The sequence below is a fragment of the Cupriavidus sp. 22TCCZM01-5 genome, assembly GCF_057798915.1.
Genome location: NZ_JBYOJR010000002.1, coordinates 17593 through 33770 on the forward strand (window position 1 = coordinate 17593; position 16178 = coordinate 33770).

Below are 16178 nucleotides of genomic sequence, written 5' to 3' on the forward strand. Positions count from 1 at the left end.
TCAGGTGTAACTACTCGTTAATCGAGAACGCGCGCCGGCTCAGTCTCCCAATCCGCCCTCAGCCGGTGACGCACTGGTGTTTTTGATTCGAATAACCCTCGCTGGGACACCGGCTACCACGGCATTGGCAGGAACATTTGCAAGCACCACAGCATTCGCCCCGATGACGGCATTTCTCCCTATTACAATGGGACCGAGTATCTGAGCACCCGAGCCGATGTACACACCGTCCTCAACTACGGGGACTTCAAGATGTCCAGACCGGCCTCCGATCGTGACACACTGCCCAATCAAGACATTGGAGCCGACACGGGCTCGCCTGTGAATCACCACTGCTATGCCGCCGTATGCAAGTTTCGACCCCCTCCCGATGCAGGTATCCGGATGGATTACGGAATTGAATATGAGCCGGATCAGGATTTGGATCACTGTTGGGATGATCGGAACACCGGCTCGTTGCATCCGATGCGCTGCGCGTTGCATATCCAAGGCATTAAGCATCAGGCGGCTCCATGCATCGCGCCTGATACGTCAGGAGTGCAAATCTCACGCAGCCTGCTACCGCAACACCAAGGAATGGCGCGAGACGAAAGTCCGCCGTCGGTGTAAGCACGTAGCCAATGGCGCAAATCATGACAAAGACCGTCGAAGAAGCCATACCCGCCAGCACAGGCCCTGCAGTTCTCTCTCGTTTCATCAGCACACTGCTGGCAGGCAAAGCCAGTTGCTGCAACGCGAACGCCAGCATTAAAAGCAAACTGCCCGCTAGTTCAAACAGCGCTGGCCATGTAGCGTAGGCATGCACACCGTAGGCTACAGCCACAAGAAAGAGCGGAATGGTAACCGCGAGATAACGATGGATCGACTGCTTCAGCCCTGCCGATGCAGTCGCAATGCTGGCACGATCGACCATCTTCACCAATGCATTGATAGACATGGCGCGAGGCATCAAACTTAGTACATTGAGTATATTTGAGGCGAACGCAATCAATCCCGCAGCGGCATGTCCTGCAAACAGAGAAACAGCTGGTACAAGCAGTAGCGAAGGTGCCGCACTCAGGAGATTGTTGGCTCCCAAACCGATGCCAGGCCGAAAATCCGAAAGTGTCGATGCGATGGTGGTAAACAAGCCCTTCACGTTTCGATAGGCGAAGAACGGAACAAGGATTGAGAGCGCGCAGCAACTCGCAAACGCTGCCGAGAAGACAAGGAGATCAAAGGCGCATTTCCTGCCGATCCATAGGAGGGCAAATGACGCGCCCATAAAGATGACGTCATGAAACAGCGCAAGCAGATATCGCCGCATTGCGATCAGCACATGACGCGCAAACTGCTGCACTGCCCAGCCGATCACCAGTAGCGAAAGGGCTCCAAACCACCTGACCTCCCCGATCAGGACCGCACCGATGAAGCCAACGGCCAGCACCGCTAGCGTTGTGACCAACATTGCAACGAGTAGGCGACCGGTGATAGCGCACCTGGATGGCCCCGGATCACTTGATGGAAGCCTCGTGAGCAATAATGAGCAGAATCCAACTGAGCTGACTGTTCCAAGTAGCTGCGCAACATTTAGCGCGCTGGCTACGACACCACTAGCAGTGAGGCCGTAGAGCGCAGTAAATGCGGCCAGCTGCAAAAGGCGAATCCCCCCGGGCGCTGCTGTTGCCAGTAGCAACACAGCACGGCTGTACACCACACCGGCGAACAAGGCATGTCGGTATCCGCGCGAATTTTGAGAGACTACGCGGGAGCTTCCTTCCTGGAATTTCCCGGCTGCGTCATTGCTCATACCGTCGCTCCGCTCTCAGACCTTAGCCACAGCGCTGGCGTGTAACGCTCCGAACGCTCCGCTGGCCTGCTCGCTCCGCCGCGAACGAATGATCACCGGCCTTCTCGAGAGAGCCATGCTCATATACAACGCCAGAAACATGATGTAGGCAGGCAGAGGCCTAACGAAGTATCCATTGCTCACGAGCGAGGTAAAGGTCATCGAGTACACCATGCATATTGCAAACGGATAGCCCTTGCAGGCCCGCAGCAGCACCCAAAGGAGCAGACAGAAGATGCCAACGTAAAGCACGCCGTTTTCAACCAGGAAGGTGAGGAAGTCGTTATGAGCGCCCTTCTCTGCCCACCACCAGACGTTGGTCTGGATCAGGTCGGAACCGTAGCCGTTCCCGATCATCCATCCGGCGACGTCATTCCGGGAAAGCTGGTTTACCTTCTCTTCATACATGGAAAGCCGGCCCGACGAGAACAGATCGAGATCCGCGAATCCGTAGTCAAATCCTACGGTTCCATACAACTGCCCGGCCACAATGATTGCGAGGATCAACAACATCACCAGGTAACGCGCGCGAAACCGGTACAGGAAGTAGCCGATCACTGACGCAAAAATCACAGTGCGGACGCCCCAGGCGAACAGGAAAGCCCAAGAGCAGAACAGAATGGAAGCAATCACTAAGAGCTTTATCCATCCTTGCCGGTACACCCTATGTTTGAGAAGGACGTAACCGATCAGGGCGCAAGCGAACAAAACATATGAGGAAGAATGCAATCCATCAAAATAGGCGGGCCACCATGTCTCATCTCGGTTCACCGCGTTAGGCAGTGTGGCAAAACCGATCAGAGCGAGCGCGCATGAAACAGTCACAACATAGCAACCGACCACCCCTATCCTTCGGCCTCCAATATCGCGCAGTGAAAGGAGAGCAAAGAAGTAGAGCAATGGTCCCAACGTGCGCGCAGAATTCGCCATGGACTCAAACAGGTTGGCATTATTTACGATCGCGCTCACCGCGATCAGTCCATTGAGCGACAGTATGAGCAAAAGCACCTGAAAGCTTCGCTTCTTACTGCCGCCATTCCTCAACAGTGCCAATGCTGAAAGGAGGATGATTCCAATATCTGCGCTGTAACTCAGCCATTTTGCGCTATCGGTCGTCGAGATATGTGGCGCAAGGACCAGCTTGATCGTGAGCAGGAGCGAACTACAGATAAGAAAGCCCATTAGCTAAGCCGTCCCTTGGCTATTCGTGTCTCGGCCTCTCAGGCGACCGCTGCATCAACGCCGACTCTTCGATTCGACCAGATGCCGCGGGTATCGATGACCACGTGCGCCTGCAGTCGTTCGTTTGGAATGTCCGCGAACTGCTTGTGGTCCACCAGCAGCACGACGATGTCCGCCCACTTGAGTGCCCGCTCGACATCACAGAGGATGGCTCCTTCCAATGCCTTCGGCAGACTCCGAATATTCGGCTCGACTACACAGACTTCCCCAACTGCTGCCTCTATCAGGCTGCGTGTAATTTCCAGCGCCGGACTTTCCCGAAGATCATCGATGTTCGCCTTGAATGCGAGGCCGAAGCAGGCAATCTTCGGCTGTTTGAAGCGCCCTGCAGCGATCTTGACTTTGTCCAATACCCGGTGTGGTTTGTAGTCATTGACCTCGCGTGCGGTGCGGATCAGTCTGGCCGCTTCGGGAGCGGAATCGACGAGGAACCAAGGATCGACAGCGATGCAATGCCCTCCGACCCCAGGTCCCGGTTGCAAGATGTTGACGCGGGGGTGGCGGTTTGCGTGAGAAATCAGTTCCCACACACTGACGTCCAGTACATCGCAGATAGCGGACAACTCATTGGCGAATGCAATGTTCACATCGCGGAACGCGTTTTCCGTCAGCTTGCACATTTCCGCCGTGCGGGCATTGGTCACAATGCAATTTCCGCGCACAAACAGTTCATACAATCTACAGGCAAGACGGCTGCAGGCCGCTGTCATGCCGCCTATGATGCGATCGTTCTCAACAAGCTCTCGCAATACGTGCCCTGGCAACACGCGCTCCGGACAATGGGCGATACGGATATCCGACGCCTCCCCGCGTTGATGCGGGAACGTAAGATCCGAGCGATGCTCAGCCAACCAGGCAGCCAATGCATCCGTCGTGCCTACCGGTGACGTCGACTCCAGAATAACCAGGTCGCCTTTCTTCAATACAGGTGCAATGGCAGCGGCGGCGGCCTCGATGTAAGAAAGATCCGGCTTGTGTCCTTCCATGAAAGGTGTCGGTACGGCAATCAGGAAAGCGTCCGCGGGCTCAGGCTTTGTTGTGGCACGCAGATAGCCCTGGGACACGGCCGCATGAACCAGCATGTCGAGGTCTGGTTCGACGATGTGGATCTTCCCCTGGTTGATGGTGTCCACCGCATGTTGGTTGACGTCAACGCCGATCACGGTACGTTGGCGCGACGCGAAGACGGTGGCTGTAGGCAGGCCGATATAGCCTAGACCGATTACGGAAATAGTTTGGAAATCCATGGATTTGCTTCCAGTTCAAGCGAAATAGGATTGAATAGCTGCGCTGATCCGCGCGCATGCGGATCCATCGCCGTAAGGGTTGCTGGCCCGACTCATGGCCTGATAGGCGTCGTCGTCGCGCAGGAGAATCGATACATTGCTAATCAATTTGTCAACCGATGTGCCGACCAGCTTGACCGTCCCCGCATCAACCGCCTCCGGGCGCTCCGTGGTATCGCGCATGACCAGAACGGGCTTACCTAGGGATGGCGCTTCTTCCTGGATGCCCCCAGAATCTGTCAGGATCAGCCGGGCGCGATCCATCAGCAGCACGAATGGCAGATAGTCGAGAGGCTCGATCAGGTGAATATTGTCTATGCCACTTAGGTGTCTGCGGACCGGTTCGCGCACATTCGGATTCAGGTGAACCGGATAAACGATGTCAACATCGGTATGCGCGCGCGCGATCTCTGACAGCGCAGTACAGATACGCTCGAATCCTTCACCAAAGCTCTCGCGCCTATGCCCGGTGACCAGCACGATAGGACGCAGGCCAATGTCATATGGAATCTGCCTGAGCGCCTGTCTGCGCAACACGGGGTCATGGGTCAGGCGCTTTCGCACCGCGAGCAGCGCATCAATTACCGTGTTGCCCGTCACCACGACAGAATCATCGCGTACCCCTTCGCGCAACAAGTTTTGCCGCGAACGTTCAGTAGGGGCGAAATGCAGCGCTGCCAACGAGCCCGTTACTTTGCGATTAGCCTCTTCCGGCCACGGCGAATAAAGGTCTCCAGTACGCAGGCCTGCCTCGACATGTCCGACCGGGATCTTCTTGTAATAGGCGGCTAGAGTTGTGGCCAGAGTTGTAGTGGTGTCACCATGCACTAGCACCAGATCTGGCTGGGCAGAGTCGAGCACCGCTTTCATACCGTTAAGAATGTTTCCGGTAAGTTCGTACAGATCTTGGCCCGGCTTCATGACATCGAGGTCATAGTCAGGCCGGATCTCGAACAGGCGTAGAACCTGATCCAGCATTTCACGATGCTGCGCAGTAACACATACACGACTTTGCACGGAAGCATCTTGCTCAAGAAACTTGACCAAAGGGGCCATCTTGATGGCCTCCGGGCGCGTCCCAAATACGATCAATACATTCTTCATGTCGACAATTCCAGAGCAGTAAATGCTGATACCAAGACCGCTTCCCGACGCGATGCGGGCAGGAGACATTAGGCGCCAGGTGCTTCATAGAAGCCCGCATGATCTTTATGGGTTCCCGTGCCTTTACAATAAGCCTGCAGCAGTCAGCACGTATCTTCGCTCAAGGCAGTTGCTAACCTTCATCTGTCTTGCTGTTTCACGGTGTCTACTTGTTCCGTGAGGTCGCTCGCATATCCATAGTATGAATACCGATAGCGTCCGTATTTCGAGCCGTACCCATAGCGGTAAGCATTGCGGTCCAGGCCATTAAAAACAACTCCATCAACCTTTGCGCTACTTTGCCGCAATTGCTTGGCCGATTCCGCTATTTCTCCAATCGTTGTCTTCTCGAATCGAGTGACAAGAAACACCGTGCCGCAGCGTGCCGCAAGGATTGCCGTGTCGGCCACTGCCAGTACCGGGGGCGTGTCAATGAGTACCAGATCGTAGAGTTCACTCACCTCTTCAAGCAGGCGTACCATGCGCTCATTGAGAAGCAGTTCTGCCGGGTTCGGCGGCATCGCGCCCGTACTGAGAAAATCTAGACTGTCAAATACCGCACGGTGCACCGCTTCGCCGAACGGGAGCTTTCCCACCAGAACGTCGGACAGCCCAGGGGGACGGTCTCTGCCAAAGTACTGGTTAAGGTGCCCCTTGCGCATATCTGCATCCACAAGTAGTACGCGCTTGCCGGCGCTGGCCATGACCACCGCCAAGTTTGCCGAAATGAATGATTTCCCGACTCCTGGTGTTGGCCCAGTCAGCAGCACTCGGTTGTTACCTGCATCGAGCATCGCAAACTGCAATGCGGTGCGTAGGCTTCGCAGGCTTTCGACGGAGGGTTCGTTCGGGTAGCGGTCCGCCAGCAGATAGGTTCCGCGCCCGCGCTGGTGGATTTCCTGGGTTAGTCCATCCTGAGCATCAGACAACGGCACCGTCGCGTACACACTGAGTCCAGTGTGTTGCTCAATATCCTGTGAATCCGTAATGCCGCCGTAGAGCGCGTTGCGCACAAAAGCTGCCACTACGCCAAGCAACAATCCAAGGACGGCAGTCAGCCCAATGGTCAAGGCCTTCTTTGGCTTGATTGACTCCTCCGGAATTGGCGCGCTGTCCAGTAGACGAACGTTTCCAACCTTGCCTGCCTTCACAAGCTTGAGCTGTTGCATATTGTCAAGCAAGCCGACGTATAGGTCATTGTTGACCTGCACATCGCGCATGAGCCGCAGCGCGTCCTGCTCCACATTTGGCAGCGTCTTCATGCGATCAGCTAGATTGCGCACCTGCGTGTCCATTGTTGCAATCTGCGTGTCTAACGCCTGGATGCCAGGATGGGCGGCGGTGAAGCGGGCCATCAGCTCGGACCGCTTTTGCTTCAACTCCAGCAGCCCGGCTTGCGCCGCCACACTTTCCTTCAGGAAGGCCTGACCTTCTTCGCTCAAATTGAAAGTACCACGGTTGTTGCGCATGGCGTTGTACTTAAGTTCGGCGCGCTCCAGTTCACCCTTGAGTTGAGGCAAAAGATCGTTGAGAAAGACAAGTGATTTCTCTGCCTCGGCAGCCTTCCGCTTGATGTTCTGCGCAACATACTCATCGCCGATCTCATTCAGGATATTGGCGGTAAGAACGGGATCGACGCCTTCGAGCGATGCCCCAATGACTCCGCTCTGCTTGCCTTTCTCGGCAATCTTCAGTTGATCCTGGAGCTTCTCAATCGTCCGCAGGCGTGATGAGCGCACAAGTTCGAATGCCGCACCCGGCTTGCCCTTCAGATCCGTCACAAGCAGATACAGATCACCACCCTCGTCTTGTCGGGCGTGCAGGAGTTCGCCGACGCGACCCTCCAGCGGCATGTCAAGGCTGCTTTGCTCCAGGCGATAGCGTCCACCACCAAGTGCGACCAGCTTGAACGGCTCGCCCTCAAGGGCGTCCGGTACATCAAACTGGTCTACACGAATCGATTCTTTAGCCCATACAAAACCACCCAAGCCCATTAGACCAGGCTCTGACAGACCCTTGGATCGCGCCGCGATCCAGGCACCCAGGATGGGGAAATAGCGTGGCTTCGCGCTGATATAGAGGCGTAGGTTCTCTACCGCCTTTCCAACCACCATGCGCGAACGAAGAATTTCGATCTCTGCGGCCGCCTCGGCCTTGACATCGAAGAGGCTCGACACATCTCCCAAAAGGCTTTTCGCGCTATTAGGGCTATCCTCAACCTGCACCAGAATGTCGGCCTGGTACACCGGGCGGGCCAGGAACGCATATGCGATCCCGAGTGCCAGCACCAGCCCGGCAACACATGCGATCACCCAACGGCTGGCTAGCAGCACGTCAAGGTACCGCACAAGGTCGATCTCATCGTCTGGCGGCGAAGCCATCGCAACTGGAAAGGAATTCTGGTTCATCGCTCTAACTACCAATTCTCTTATCGAAGCGCATGGATGCGCGGGACCCAAGATTCCACGCCGCGATGGATCAACTGCAGCGCGATCTCGAAAGCGCGGCGCGCCTCGCGATAGGGATCGGGCACGTCGAATTTGCCCAATTCGCCTAGGCGAAAGATCCGGCCTGTGGTGGACGGGTATAGCCGTTGGATTTCCTGCCTTTGCTCGTTGTCCATTACAAGGATCAGATCTGGGCGCATGGTCATCGCCCCACTGACCCGCTGCGCCCGATGGCCGGAGATATCTACGCCGTGATGACTCATCAGTTCCACCGCGTGCGGATCCGCTGGTTGTCCGACGAGCGCGCCGAGCCCAGCGGATACGACATTGATCTCCGGCAGCGCCTGCTTAAGGAGCCCTTCTGCCATCGGACTCCGACAAATATTGCCGATGCACACCACAAGTACGGACTTAATCATTTGACCGCGTTCGCCGTGTTCGTGACGAAGTTGCCGCTCGGAATCAACTGGTTGATCACGCGACCCCAGCGGACCACGCCAGCTGCATCGACATAGACGACATCCCTCGGCTTGAGCTCGAAGGCTTCGGCCAGCGCCATGGAGACAGGCGATTTACCGTCCAGATGGAACACCTCGGCGTCACCATCGCCGCTCTTGCGGATGACATAGAGCTCCTTGGCGTTGGCCGAGTTCGGGTTGACACCGCCAGCTTCGCCGAGCGCCTCACTAAGGGTCAGGCGCCCGTTGCGCGGCATGACGGCGAGAGGACGCAACACTTCGCCGGTCACGAATACCTTGCTGTCCTCGCGTTGTTCCACGCGCACGATGTCACCATGGCGCAGCAGGATGCGAGCGGGGTCGATGCCTTGCTGCAGCAGCGCAGGCAGATTGACGTAGTAGCTCTTGCCCTCGCGGGAGACACGGATGCGACTGTTGTCGCCTGTCAGGACGTTGACTCCGCCGGCGCGGTTGAGCGCTTCCACCAGGGTCATGGGTACGTCGTCGATGTTCTGGGGGCCAGGCGTCTTGACTTCGCCATCCACGTAGACGCGCTTACTACGGAAGGCGAGCACGCGCACGGTGAGCTGCGGCATGTTGACCACAGGCTTGAGCTGGGTACTCAGTTGTCCGCGGACGTCGTCCGGCGTGCGGTCAAGAACCCTGACCACACCGGCATACGGAAACTGGATGGTGCCAGCTGGGCTGACGACGTAGCCGGGCACGTTAGCCGCACCGCTGTAGTTCGGGATCTCGTACGCCGTGCCAATCGAGTAGGTCTGCGTAGGGAACACCAGTTCGGGGTGATCCCACACAACGATCGAGAGAATGTCACCCACGCCAATCGTATAGGCCTTTGGATCAGCGAACAGCTCCTCTACCCCAGCGTTCGCTGGCTGCGTCTGTGCCTTTAGCGTACGCACCAGCTTGGGGGTGATCTGCGTGATCTTCGGCACCGATTGCGGATCCTCCGGATCGAGCGGACGCTGCGGGTCGAACCGCATCCCTGGCGCAAGTGCGCAGGAAGCCAGCAACGGAACGATACCCAGATACATTAGCGCCTTGCCAAATATCTGCCTGCTTGAAAGCTTTAGCACGTCTTGATATTCCCTTGTGTAAGAAACCGCATGCCCGCCGCCTCCACGGCGTGCTGTGTAGCGGTGATTCCGCTTGTTCGATATGGCACACGCTGGTGCCTTTCCGCTTGTTTGCGCTGCCCACGGATTTGAACCTGGCGGTATGGCTTCTTGTTGCCGGGCGCGATTGCGCGCTCTTTTTGCACTGCGGCATTTCGCGAATGACCGGCGAAGTGTATGGCTCCAATGGCTACGTCTTCAAGGCGAAGAAGGCGTTTTTAGCGAGTTTTCTATCCCCTCTTAAGAGTGGACCCGAAAAAAGTAGGGATATCGTGCAGTGAGCCGAAACGAGATCACTGGCTCCTTTGAGCGTGGGAAAGCCTGTCATGTCATTGCCCGTCTCGTTGTGCGCGAGTCCGTTTGTTTCTGCTCGATTTTCCGTGCTGAAGTTTGAGCTAGCCTATCCTCGCTTCCCGGGTTTCTGAAGCAGATCTATATCCGCTAGCTTCTTCTCTCTGCCTCCAGGCGCGCGAGCGCAAAAAAAAGTAGGGTGTAGACGAAGGGAGTGTCTACACCCTAACCGGGAATGGCAAAGGGTCAGATTGCCGGGGGCAATTATTGATGAGGATCCAATCTAGTCTTACCCCGCGTTGGTGGGCCCACGCTTAAGGGGGGAAATTTCTGAAGACAAACAGCCGGGGTTGAAGGTTACTTGCTCCCATTGTGGCCTTCTGATGAGCGTGGCGATGTGGGCCAGGACCTCCTGATCGTGCCCCAGGCGTAACGCTGGGCGTGTTCCTCGACCGCGAAAGCGCTGGCACCGAAATTCCTGCTATCCCAACGGATGAGGGGTACCCCTCATGCTGCGATGCCACACAATTTAGCGTGGTAGCTCCCCGTTACCGCTTAAAGGGTGTAGGCGCTCACCCTGCGCGCCTACACCCTCTTTCTTCGTCCGTACTCTGAATACGCGCGGATATGAGATGTCGCTACAAGAAGGTCATTGCCATTTCCGATGTGGATTAGCGCAACATCCGCGTTTTGGACGCCCCGCCTTCGTAGTTCGGTTACGTCGAACATAATTCTGGTATTCAAAGAATTTCGCAAATTCATTAAACATTCACAAAGGAATACACAATATGGGCAGTCGTGTTACCAAGGCCGTCTTTCCGGTCGCGGGTCTTGGCACCCGCTTCCTGCCGGCCACTAAGGCGAGCCCCAAGGAAATGCTGCCGGTGGTCGACAAGCCGCTGATCCAGTACGCGGTGGAAGAAGCCATGGCTGCCGGCATCACCGAGATGATTTTCGTCACCGGCCGCTCCAAGCGCGCCATCGAGGACCATTTCGACAAGGCCTTCGAACTGGAGGTGGAGCTGGAAGCCAAGAACAAGCAAGCGCTCCTGGACGTGGTGCGCTCGATCAAGCCGGCCAACGTCGACTGCTACTACGTGCGCCAACCCGAGGCGCTTGGCCTTGGCCACGCCGTGCTTTGCGCGGCCAAGCTAGTCGGCAACACTCCATTCGCGATCATGCTTGCCGATGACCTGATCGATGGCACTCCGCCCGTGATGAAGCAGATGGTGGATGCCTACAACCACTACAACTGCTCGATCCTTGGCGTCGAGGAAATCACCCCGGAACAGAGCCGTTCCTACGGCGTGATCGATGGCCGCGAGTGGAGCGAAGGCGTGATCAAGGTGTCGGGCATCATCGAGAAGCCGGCGCCGGAGAAGGCGCCGTCGAACCTGGGCGTGGTCGGTCGCTATATCCTGACCCCGCGCATCTTCGACCACCTGCGCGACCTCAAGCCGGGCGCCGGCGGTGAGTTCCAGCTGACTGACGGGATCCAGTCGCTGCTCAGCCAGGAACAGGTGCTGGCCTACCGTTACCAGGGCACGCGCTACGACTGCGGCAGCAAGCTGGGCTATCTGAAGGCGACTGTTGAGTATGCGTTTAAGCACCCGGAAATTGGCGCGCACTTCCGCAGCTACCTGGAGACGCGCGATCATCAGCTGGCTGACAGCGTGATTGCCTGACAAGGCTCTTCGAGAGAGTCCGGTTGGGGAGCCATCCCCAACCTCTTGCACCACCGTAAGGTCTCCAAGGTTCGCTTCTGAACTCAGCGGGTCTTCCTTGAAGTATTTGTCCCAACTCTTAGGGGGTACTACCGATCCCGCTATGCAGCACAATGTCGGGCGGCAACTCCGACTGACTGACCCTGTTGCCAATCTAAAGGTGTAGGCGGTCGTCCCCGTTTTCGCCTACACCCTCTTTCTTTTCCATAAACCCGACGTCAATAGTGGCAATGTGCGATCGGATTGAAGCCAGCATTTTGCTGGCTGCACAGCCATGAATGATTAGAGAATCATTGTCCCGACATGCAATGGCCGTATCTGCGCAAGCTAGCCTTGAAACTGCTCGTCGTGGGGATCCTCGTCGTGGTGGCGGCAATCATTTCGCGCCAGATCTATGTCCGTCTCGAGGCAAAGACTCCCGATCGCACAGATGTGGACGAGGCGGTGTTGCCAGTCAGGTATGACGCCCACGCAGAGTGCCAGCGATTTCACGACCGGTTGCCTGGCCGCGCAGCGGCGTCGGGCACGCAATCAAAGATGACAATCCGAACCGAGTGTGTGAAATCGTGAGCCCAGGGAAGCAGCAGGGCTGACGTCGCAGGCCCCCAAACGTGTACGGATCCCGTGCGCCGACCTTGTCCGTCAGAGACCATTTAGGCGCTAAACAAATGAGTGATTAGGTTAGCCATGGTGGATGACGCCGCACTGCAATACCTATCTGAACGGCACTGCTCGACGCAATGGCGGGATTTTCTTGAGGCCCTGTCTGCCGAGCTTTCGGAGCAGCTCGGCGAGGAAGGCATGCTCGCGCTCATGATTAACGTCGGTGGCCGCTTTGCGGCTCAATTCTCGCCGGGGCCCTGTGTCACCTTGGAAGAACTGGAGCGCGCCATCGCCCAAATCTGGCTGGACATTGATTGGGGGTGGACCAGCATTCATGACGCCGGGGAGGCGCTCCTGATTCGTCACTACTGCGCGCCGCTGTCCTCGGCACAAAACGGCACGGTGCACTGGACGGCCGCTTTCTTGCAAGGCGCCTACCAGCACTGGTTCCAGTCACTTGGTTCGTCCGACACTCTGAAAGTGAAAGCGTTGTCGCGATTTGATGCGACCGGAAGCATCGATTTCCGGTTCGGGCGTTGATACGGCCGCAATTGCCGAGGTCCTTGCTGCCAAGCTGAGAGCTATTGCCATGAACCAGTCCGACGATCTTTCGAAACTTTTTAGCCGCTTCAGCGGTGATTCGGCAACTTATCGGGAAATTGTGCGCGAGGACGCCGCCATGGATGCCCAGCAGCGTTGGCCATTGCTGGCATCTCTGCGGCTGTTGGACCGGAGCACTGCCGTTCCCCCAGTGCAGGCGCCGGACCCTGCGGCTGTGACCTCCGCGGTGCCGCAGGAGGCCGAGGCGCCGCCGCCGAGGGACGCAGCAGCAAGGCCGCCGCAGGGGCAAATTCCTCAGGTGATGACCGCCGATTCTCCCGCAGTGGCATCCCTTCGATCGGTACCGGCTGGCGCGACACCGCTGGTCGAAGTTTTCGCGCGCCTCAAGGGTCAGCCTGCGTCGTCGGTCCAGCCGGAACGCGGTCCGTCGCGCCGTTCCTTCCTCGACCGCTTAAAGCGCAGCTAAGCCGCCATTGAAAATCGTCGCAGTTGTCTCCGCCAAGGGCGGCGTAGGTAAAACCACGCTCTCGGCCAATCTCGCAGACGCGCTGGCGCAAACCGGCCAGCGCGTGTTAGCCATTGATCTCGACCCGCAGAACATGCTGCGCTTGCACTTTGGCATGCCTGTACAGGACGTTACGGGCCACGCGCGTGCGACGCTTGCCGGTGAAAGCTGGATTGCAAGCATCTGGGCGCATAGACGCGCACTTGTTATGCCGTTCGGCGGTCTGAACGATGCAGATCTCGCAGTCTTTGAACAACATCTGGCCACCCACCCTGGCTGGCTGAAAAGTCAGCTTGACCAGCTCGGGCTGTCGGAAAACGACATTGTCATCATCGACACGCCACCGGGTCCGTCATGCTATATGCGGCAGGCGTTGTCGTGCGCGCACGTTTGCCTGGTCATGACGCTCGCAGACCCGGCTTCATACGCTGCCCTGCCCTTGATGGAAAACCTGATTCGAACCTACTGCGAACGCCGACCCGACTATCTTGGCCAGGCACTCGTCATTAACCAGGTGGATATGGCTCGTCAACTGAGCAAGGACGTTGTGCAGGTCCTTCGCGATCAGCTTGGCGAGGGGGCCATTGGTGTCATCCACGAGGATCAGGCGGTTCCCGAGGCGCTGGCCAATGACCGCACCATTGTCGACCATAGCCCTCGCAGCCAGGCCGGTGAAGACATTCGTCGCTGTGCAACCTGGCTGCAACAACACTTGCAGGGTAAGGCAACGAGCCCCCAATGAAATCCGATAAACCAGCCAGGGTCGACCAAGAGCTCGAACTTGCCGAACCCCGACAGCGCCCGCCACTTGCCCGATGGTTCCTGCACCTGGCCGCGTGGAGAAGTCCCGTGGTGCGTGCCTTCGCGCTCCTCCTTGGTTTGGCTTTGTCACTAATCGTCGTGACAGTACCTCTGGATTTCTGGCAGCAGGCCGGCTTCGCGCTGTCCTGCTACGTGATGGCCGTAGTGTTGTCCCGGCACAAGGGCCACTTTTCCACATTAATGCTAGTTATCTTGTCGTTGGCTGCCAGTGCCCGCTACATGTACTGGCGCATTACCGAGACAACTGCGTTCGATTCCTGGTTTGACCTTGTTTTCGGCGCAGGGCTGCTGGCGGCGGAGCTCTATGCCTTCGTGGTACTGGTTCTGGGTTACTTCCAGACCGCATGGCCACTGCAGCGCAAACCCATGCCCATGCCGCGCGACCTCGCCAGTTGGCCGACGGTGGACATTTTCATCCCTACCTACAATGAGCCCCTGTCGGTGGTGAAGCCAACTGTCTTCGCCGCCATGTCCCTGGACTGGCCGCGCGACAAGATCAAGGTCTATGTGCTCGACGATGGCCGACGCGACGAGTTCCGGCAGTTCTGCGAGAACGTCGGCGTCACGCATGTCACTCGCGACAACAACCGCCACGCCAAGGCCGGAAATATCAACGCGGCGCTTGAGCACACCACCGGCGAATACATTGCCATCTTCGACTGCGACCACATCCCGACGCGGTCCTTCCTGCAAGTCTGCATGGGCTGGTTCCTGAAGGAACGCAAGCTTGCCATGTTGCAGACGCCTCACTATTTTTTTTCGCCCGATCCGTTCGAGAAAAACCTCGATACCTTCCAGGACGTGCCCAACGAGGGTGAACTCTTTTATGGCCTGGTACAGGACGGGAATGACTTCTGGGACGCAACATTCTTTTGCGGCTCCTGCGCGCTCATCAAGCGAGCGCCTCTGATGGAAGTCGGCGGTATCGCTGTCGAGACCGTTACCGAGGATGCCCATACCGCGCTGAAGCTGCACCGTCTTGGGTACAGCACGGCCTATCTCGCGATCCCGCAGGCCGCGGGGCTGGCGACCGAAAGCCTGTCGGGGCACATCGGCCAACGCATCCGCTGGGCGCGCGGCATGGCACAGATCTGCCGGATTGACAACCCGCTTCTCGGGCCAGGTCTGTCGGTACCACAGCGGCTTTGCTACCTGAATGCGATGTTGCATTTCTTCTATGGGTTACCACGCCTCGTATTCCTGACGGCGCCATTGGCTTACCTGTTGTTCGGCGCCCACGTGATCCATGCACCGGCCCTGAGTATTGCCATCTTTGCGTTGCCTCATTTGCTCCACGCAAACATGACCAACTCTCGCATTCAGGGCCGCTTCCGGCATTCTTTCTGGAACGAGGTCTACGAGTCCGTGCTCGCGTGGTACATCATGCGGCCGACCCTTGTCGCCTTCATCAACCCTGCTGCGGGCAAGTTCAACGTGACCCCCAAAGGTGGAGTAATCGAAGAAGCCTACTTTGACTGGATCATCTCGCGGCCGTATTTGATCTTGCTGGCGTTCAACCTGCTGGGGCTGACGCTGGGAATTGGCCGGCTTGTCCTTGGCAGCAGCGGGATGGCGCACGAGCAGACCACGGTGATACTGAACTTGCTGTGGACGGTCTACAACCTCATGATCATCGGCGCGTCCATCGCCGTGGCAAGTGAGTCGCGGCAGGTACGCGAGGCGCATCGGGTGGCCATGACGCTGCCGGCGACGCTCCGGTTCGCAGACGGGCGCAGCATTGTCTGCGAGACCGTGGACTTTGCCGAAGGTGGTTTAGGTATCCGCCTGCCCGATGACGTGAAAGTGGACGTAGGTCAGCGCGTCGGCATCTCGCTCTACCTGCAAAACGCGGAACACGCATTCAATTCCACGGTGGTATTTCGGGGCCAGGACCATGCCGGCCTGAGCCTGGAGGATATGACCGTCGCGCAGGAAATGGCCTTTATCCAATGCACTTTTTCCCGCGCCGATGCATGGCTCACCTCTTGGGGCGCGAAGCGGCACGACGCGCCGAGACTGGCGCTACGCCAGATCATGCAGATCGGTATCCTCGGTTTTCGCAACGTGGCGTTCCATCTCGGCCGCGAATTGCGCAGGCTCATACATCGCAAGAGCATGGCCCGTAGCTGAGG

15 protein-coding genes are annotated in these 16178 nt (G+C 57.6%); 7 read left to right on the forward strand and 8 right to left on the reverse strand.

Annotated features, from left to right (window positions below; translation table 11 throughout):
* Positions 1–39 precede the first annotated feature (39 nt).
* From AC3FNH_RS02180 to AC3FNH_RS02215, 8 genes are all read right to left on the reverse strand, one after another.
* A complete protein-coding gene (locus AC3FNH_RS02180) occupies positions 40–501 on the reverse strand; it encodes a serine O-acetyltransferase (protein ID WP_488718927.1) in 462 nt (153 codons plus the stop codon).
* On the reverse strand, positions 494–1789 hold the full coding sequence (locus tag AC3FNH_RS02185) for a polysaccharide biosynthesis protein (protein ID WP_488718928.1): 1296 nt from the start codon (positions 1787–1789) through the stop codon (positions 494–496). The genes AC3FNH_RS02180 and AC3FNH_RS02185 overlap by 8 nt, the downstream gene beginning before the upstream one ends.
* A 15-nt stretch (positions 1790–1804) precedes the next feature.
* A complete protein-coding gene (locus tag AC3FNH_RS02190; RefSeq protein WP_488718929.1) occupies positions 1805–3010 on the reverse strand; it encodes an O-antigen ligase family protein in 1206 nt (401 codons plus the stop codon).
* A 38-nt stretch (positions 3011–3048) separates the two neighbouring features.
* Positions 3049–4317 (reverse strand): UDP-N-acetyl-D-mannosamine dehydrogenase, encoded by a 1269-nt coding sequence (wecC, locus tag AC3FNH_RS02195; protein ID WP_488718930.1) that lies wholly within the window; start codon positions 4315–4317, stop codon positions 3049–3051.
* Between the two features lie 15 nt (positions 4318–4332).
* The gene (gene wecB, locus AC3FNH_RS02200) at positions 4333–5460 is read right to left on the reverse strand and encodes a non-hydrolyzing UDP-N-acetylglucosamine 2-epimerase (protein WP_488718931.1); all 1128 of its coding nucleotides are present in this window, start codon (positions 5458–5460) and stop codon (positions 4333–4335) included.
* A 179-nt stretch (positions 5461–5639) separates the two neighbouring features.
* The gene (locus tag AC3FNH_RS02205; RefSeq protein ID WP_488718932.1) at positions 5640–7907 is read right to left on the reverse strand and encodes a polysaccharide biosynthesis tyrosine autokinase; all 2268 of its coding nucleotides are present in this window, start codon (positions 7905–7907) and stop codon (positions 5640–5642) included.
* Positions 7908–7927: 20 nt separating this feature from the next.
* The gene (locus AC3FNH_RS02210) at positions 7928–8365 is read right to left on the reverse strand and encodes a low molecular weight protein-tyrosine-phosphatase (protein ID WP_488718933.1); all 438 of its coding nucleotides are present in this window, start codon (positions 8363–8365) and stop codon (positions 7928–7930) included.
* The gene (locus tag AC3FNH_RS02215; protein ID WP_488718934.1) at positions 8362–9501 is read right to left on the reverse strand and encodes a polysaccharide biosynthesis/export family protein; all 1140 of its coding nucleotides are present in this window, start codon (positions 9499–9501) and stop codon (positions 8362–8364) included. Before AC3FNH_RS02215 ends, AC3FNH_RS02210 begins: the two co-directional genes overlap by 4 nt.
* Before the next feature lie 107 nt (positions 9502–9608).
* Between AC3FNH_RS02215 and AC3FNH_RS02220 the strand changes: the two genes are divergently transcribed.
* The 7 genes from AC3FNH_RS02220 (at position 9609) to bcsA (ending at position 16176) form a co-directional block, all read left to right on the forward strand.
* Positions 9609–9821, forward strand: coding sequence for a hypothetical protein (locus tag AC3FNH_RS02220; protein ID WP_488718935.1), 213 nt, complete (start codon positions 9609–9611; stop codon positions 9819–9821).
* Positions 9822–10619: 798 nt separating this feature from the next.
* On the forward strand, positions 10620–11516 hold the full coding sequence (gene galU, locus AC3FNH_RS02225) for a UTP--glucose-1-phosphate uridylyltransferase GalU (RefSeq protein ID WP_488718936.1): 897 nt from the start codon (positions 10620–10622) through the stop codon (positions 11514–11516).
* Between the two features lie 372 nt (positions 11517–11888).
* Positions 11889–12125, forward strand: coding sequence for a hypothetical protein (locus tag AC3FNH_RS02230; protein ID WP_488718937.1), 237 nt, complete (start codon positions 11889–11891; stop codon positions 12123–12125).
* A 117-nt stretch (positions 12126–12242) separates the two neighbouring features.
* A complete protein-coding gene (gene bcsD, locus AC3FNH_RS02235; protein ID WP_488718938.1) occupies positions 12243–12698 on the forward strand; it encodes a cellulose biosynthesis protein BcsD in 456 nt (151 codons plus the stop codon).
* 49 nt (positions 12699–12747) lie between these two features.
* Positions 12748–13185: a cellulose biosynthesis protein BcsP gene (gene bcsP, locus AC3FNH_RS02240; protein WP_488718939.1), complete on the forward strand. Its 438-nt coding sequence runs from the start codon at positions 12748–12750 to the stop codon at positions 13183–13185.
* Positions 13186–13192: 7 nt separating this feature from the next.
* A complete protein-coding gene (gene bcsQ, locus AC3FNH_RS02245; RefSeq protein ID WP_488718940.1) occupies positions 13193–13966 on the forward strand; it encodes a cellulose biosynthesis protein BcsQ in 774 nt (257 codons plus the stop codon).
* The gene (bcsA, locus tag AC3FNH_RS02250) at positions 13963–16176 is read left to right on the forward strand and encodes a UDP-forming cellulose synthase catalytic subunit (protein WP_488718941.1); all 2214 of its coding nucleotides are present in this window, start codon (positions 13963–13965) and stop codon (positions 16174–16176) included. The genes bcsQ and bcsA overlap by 4 nt, the downstream gene beginning before the upstream one ends.
* Positions 16177–16178: the final 2 nt, after the last annotated feature.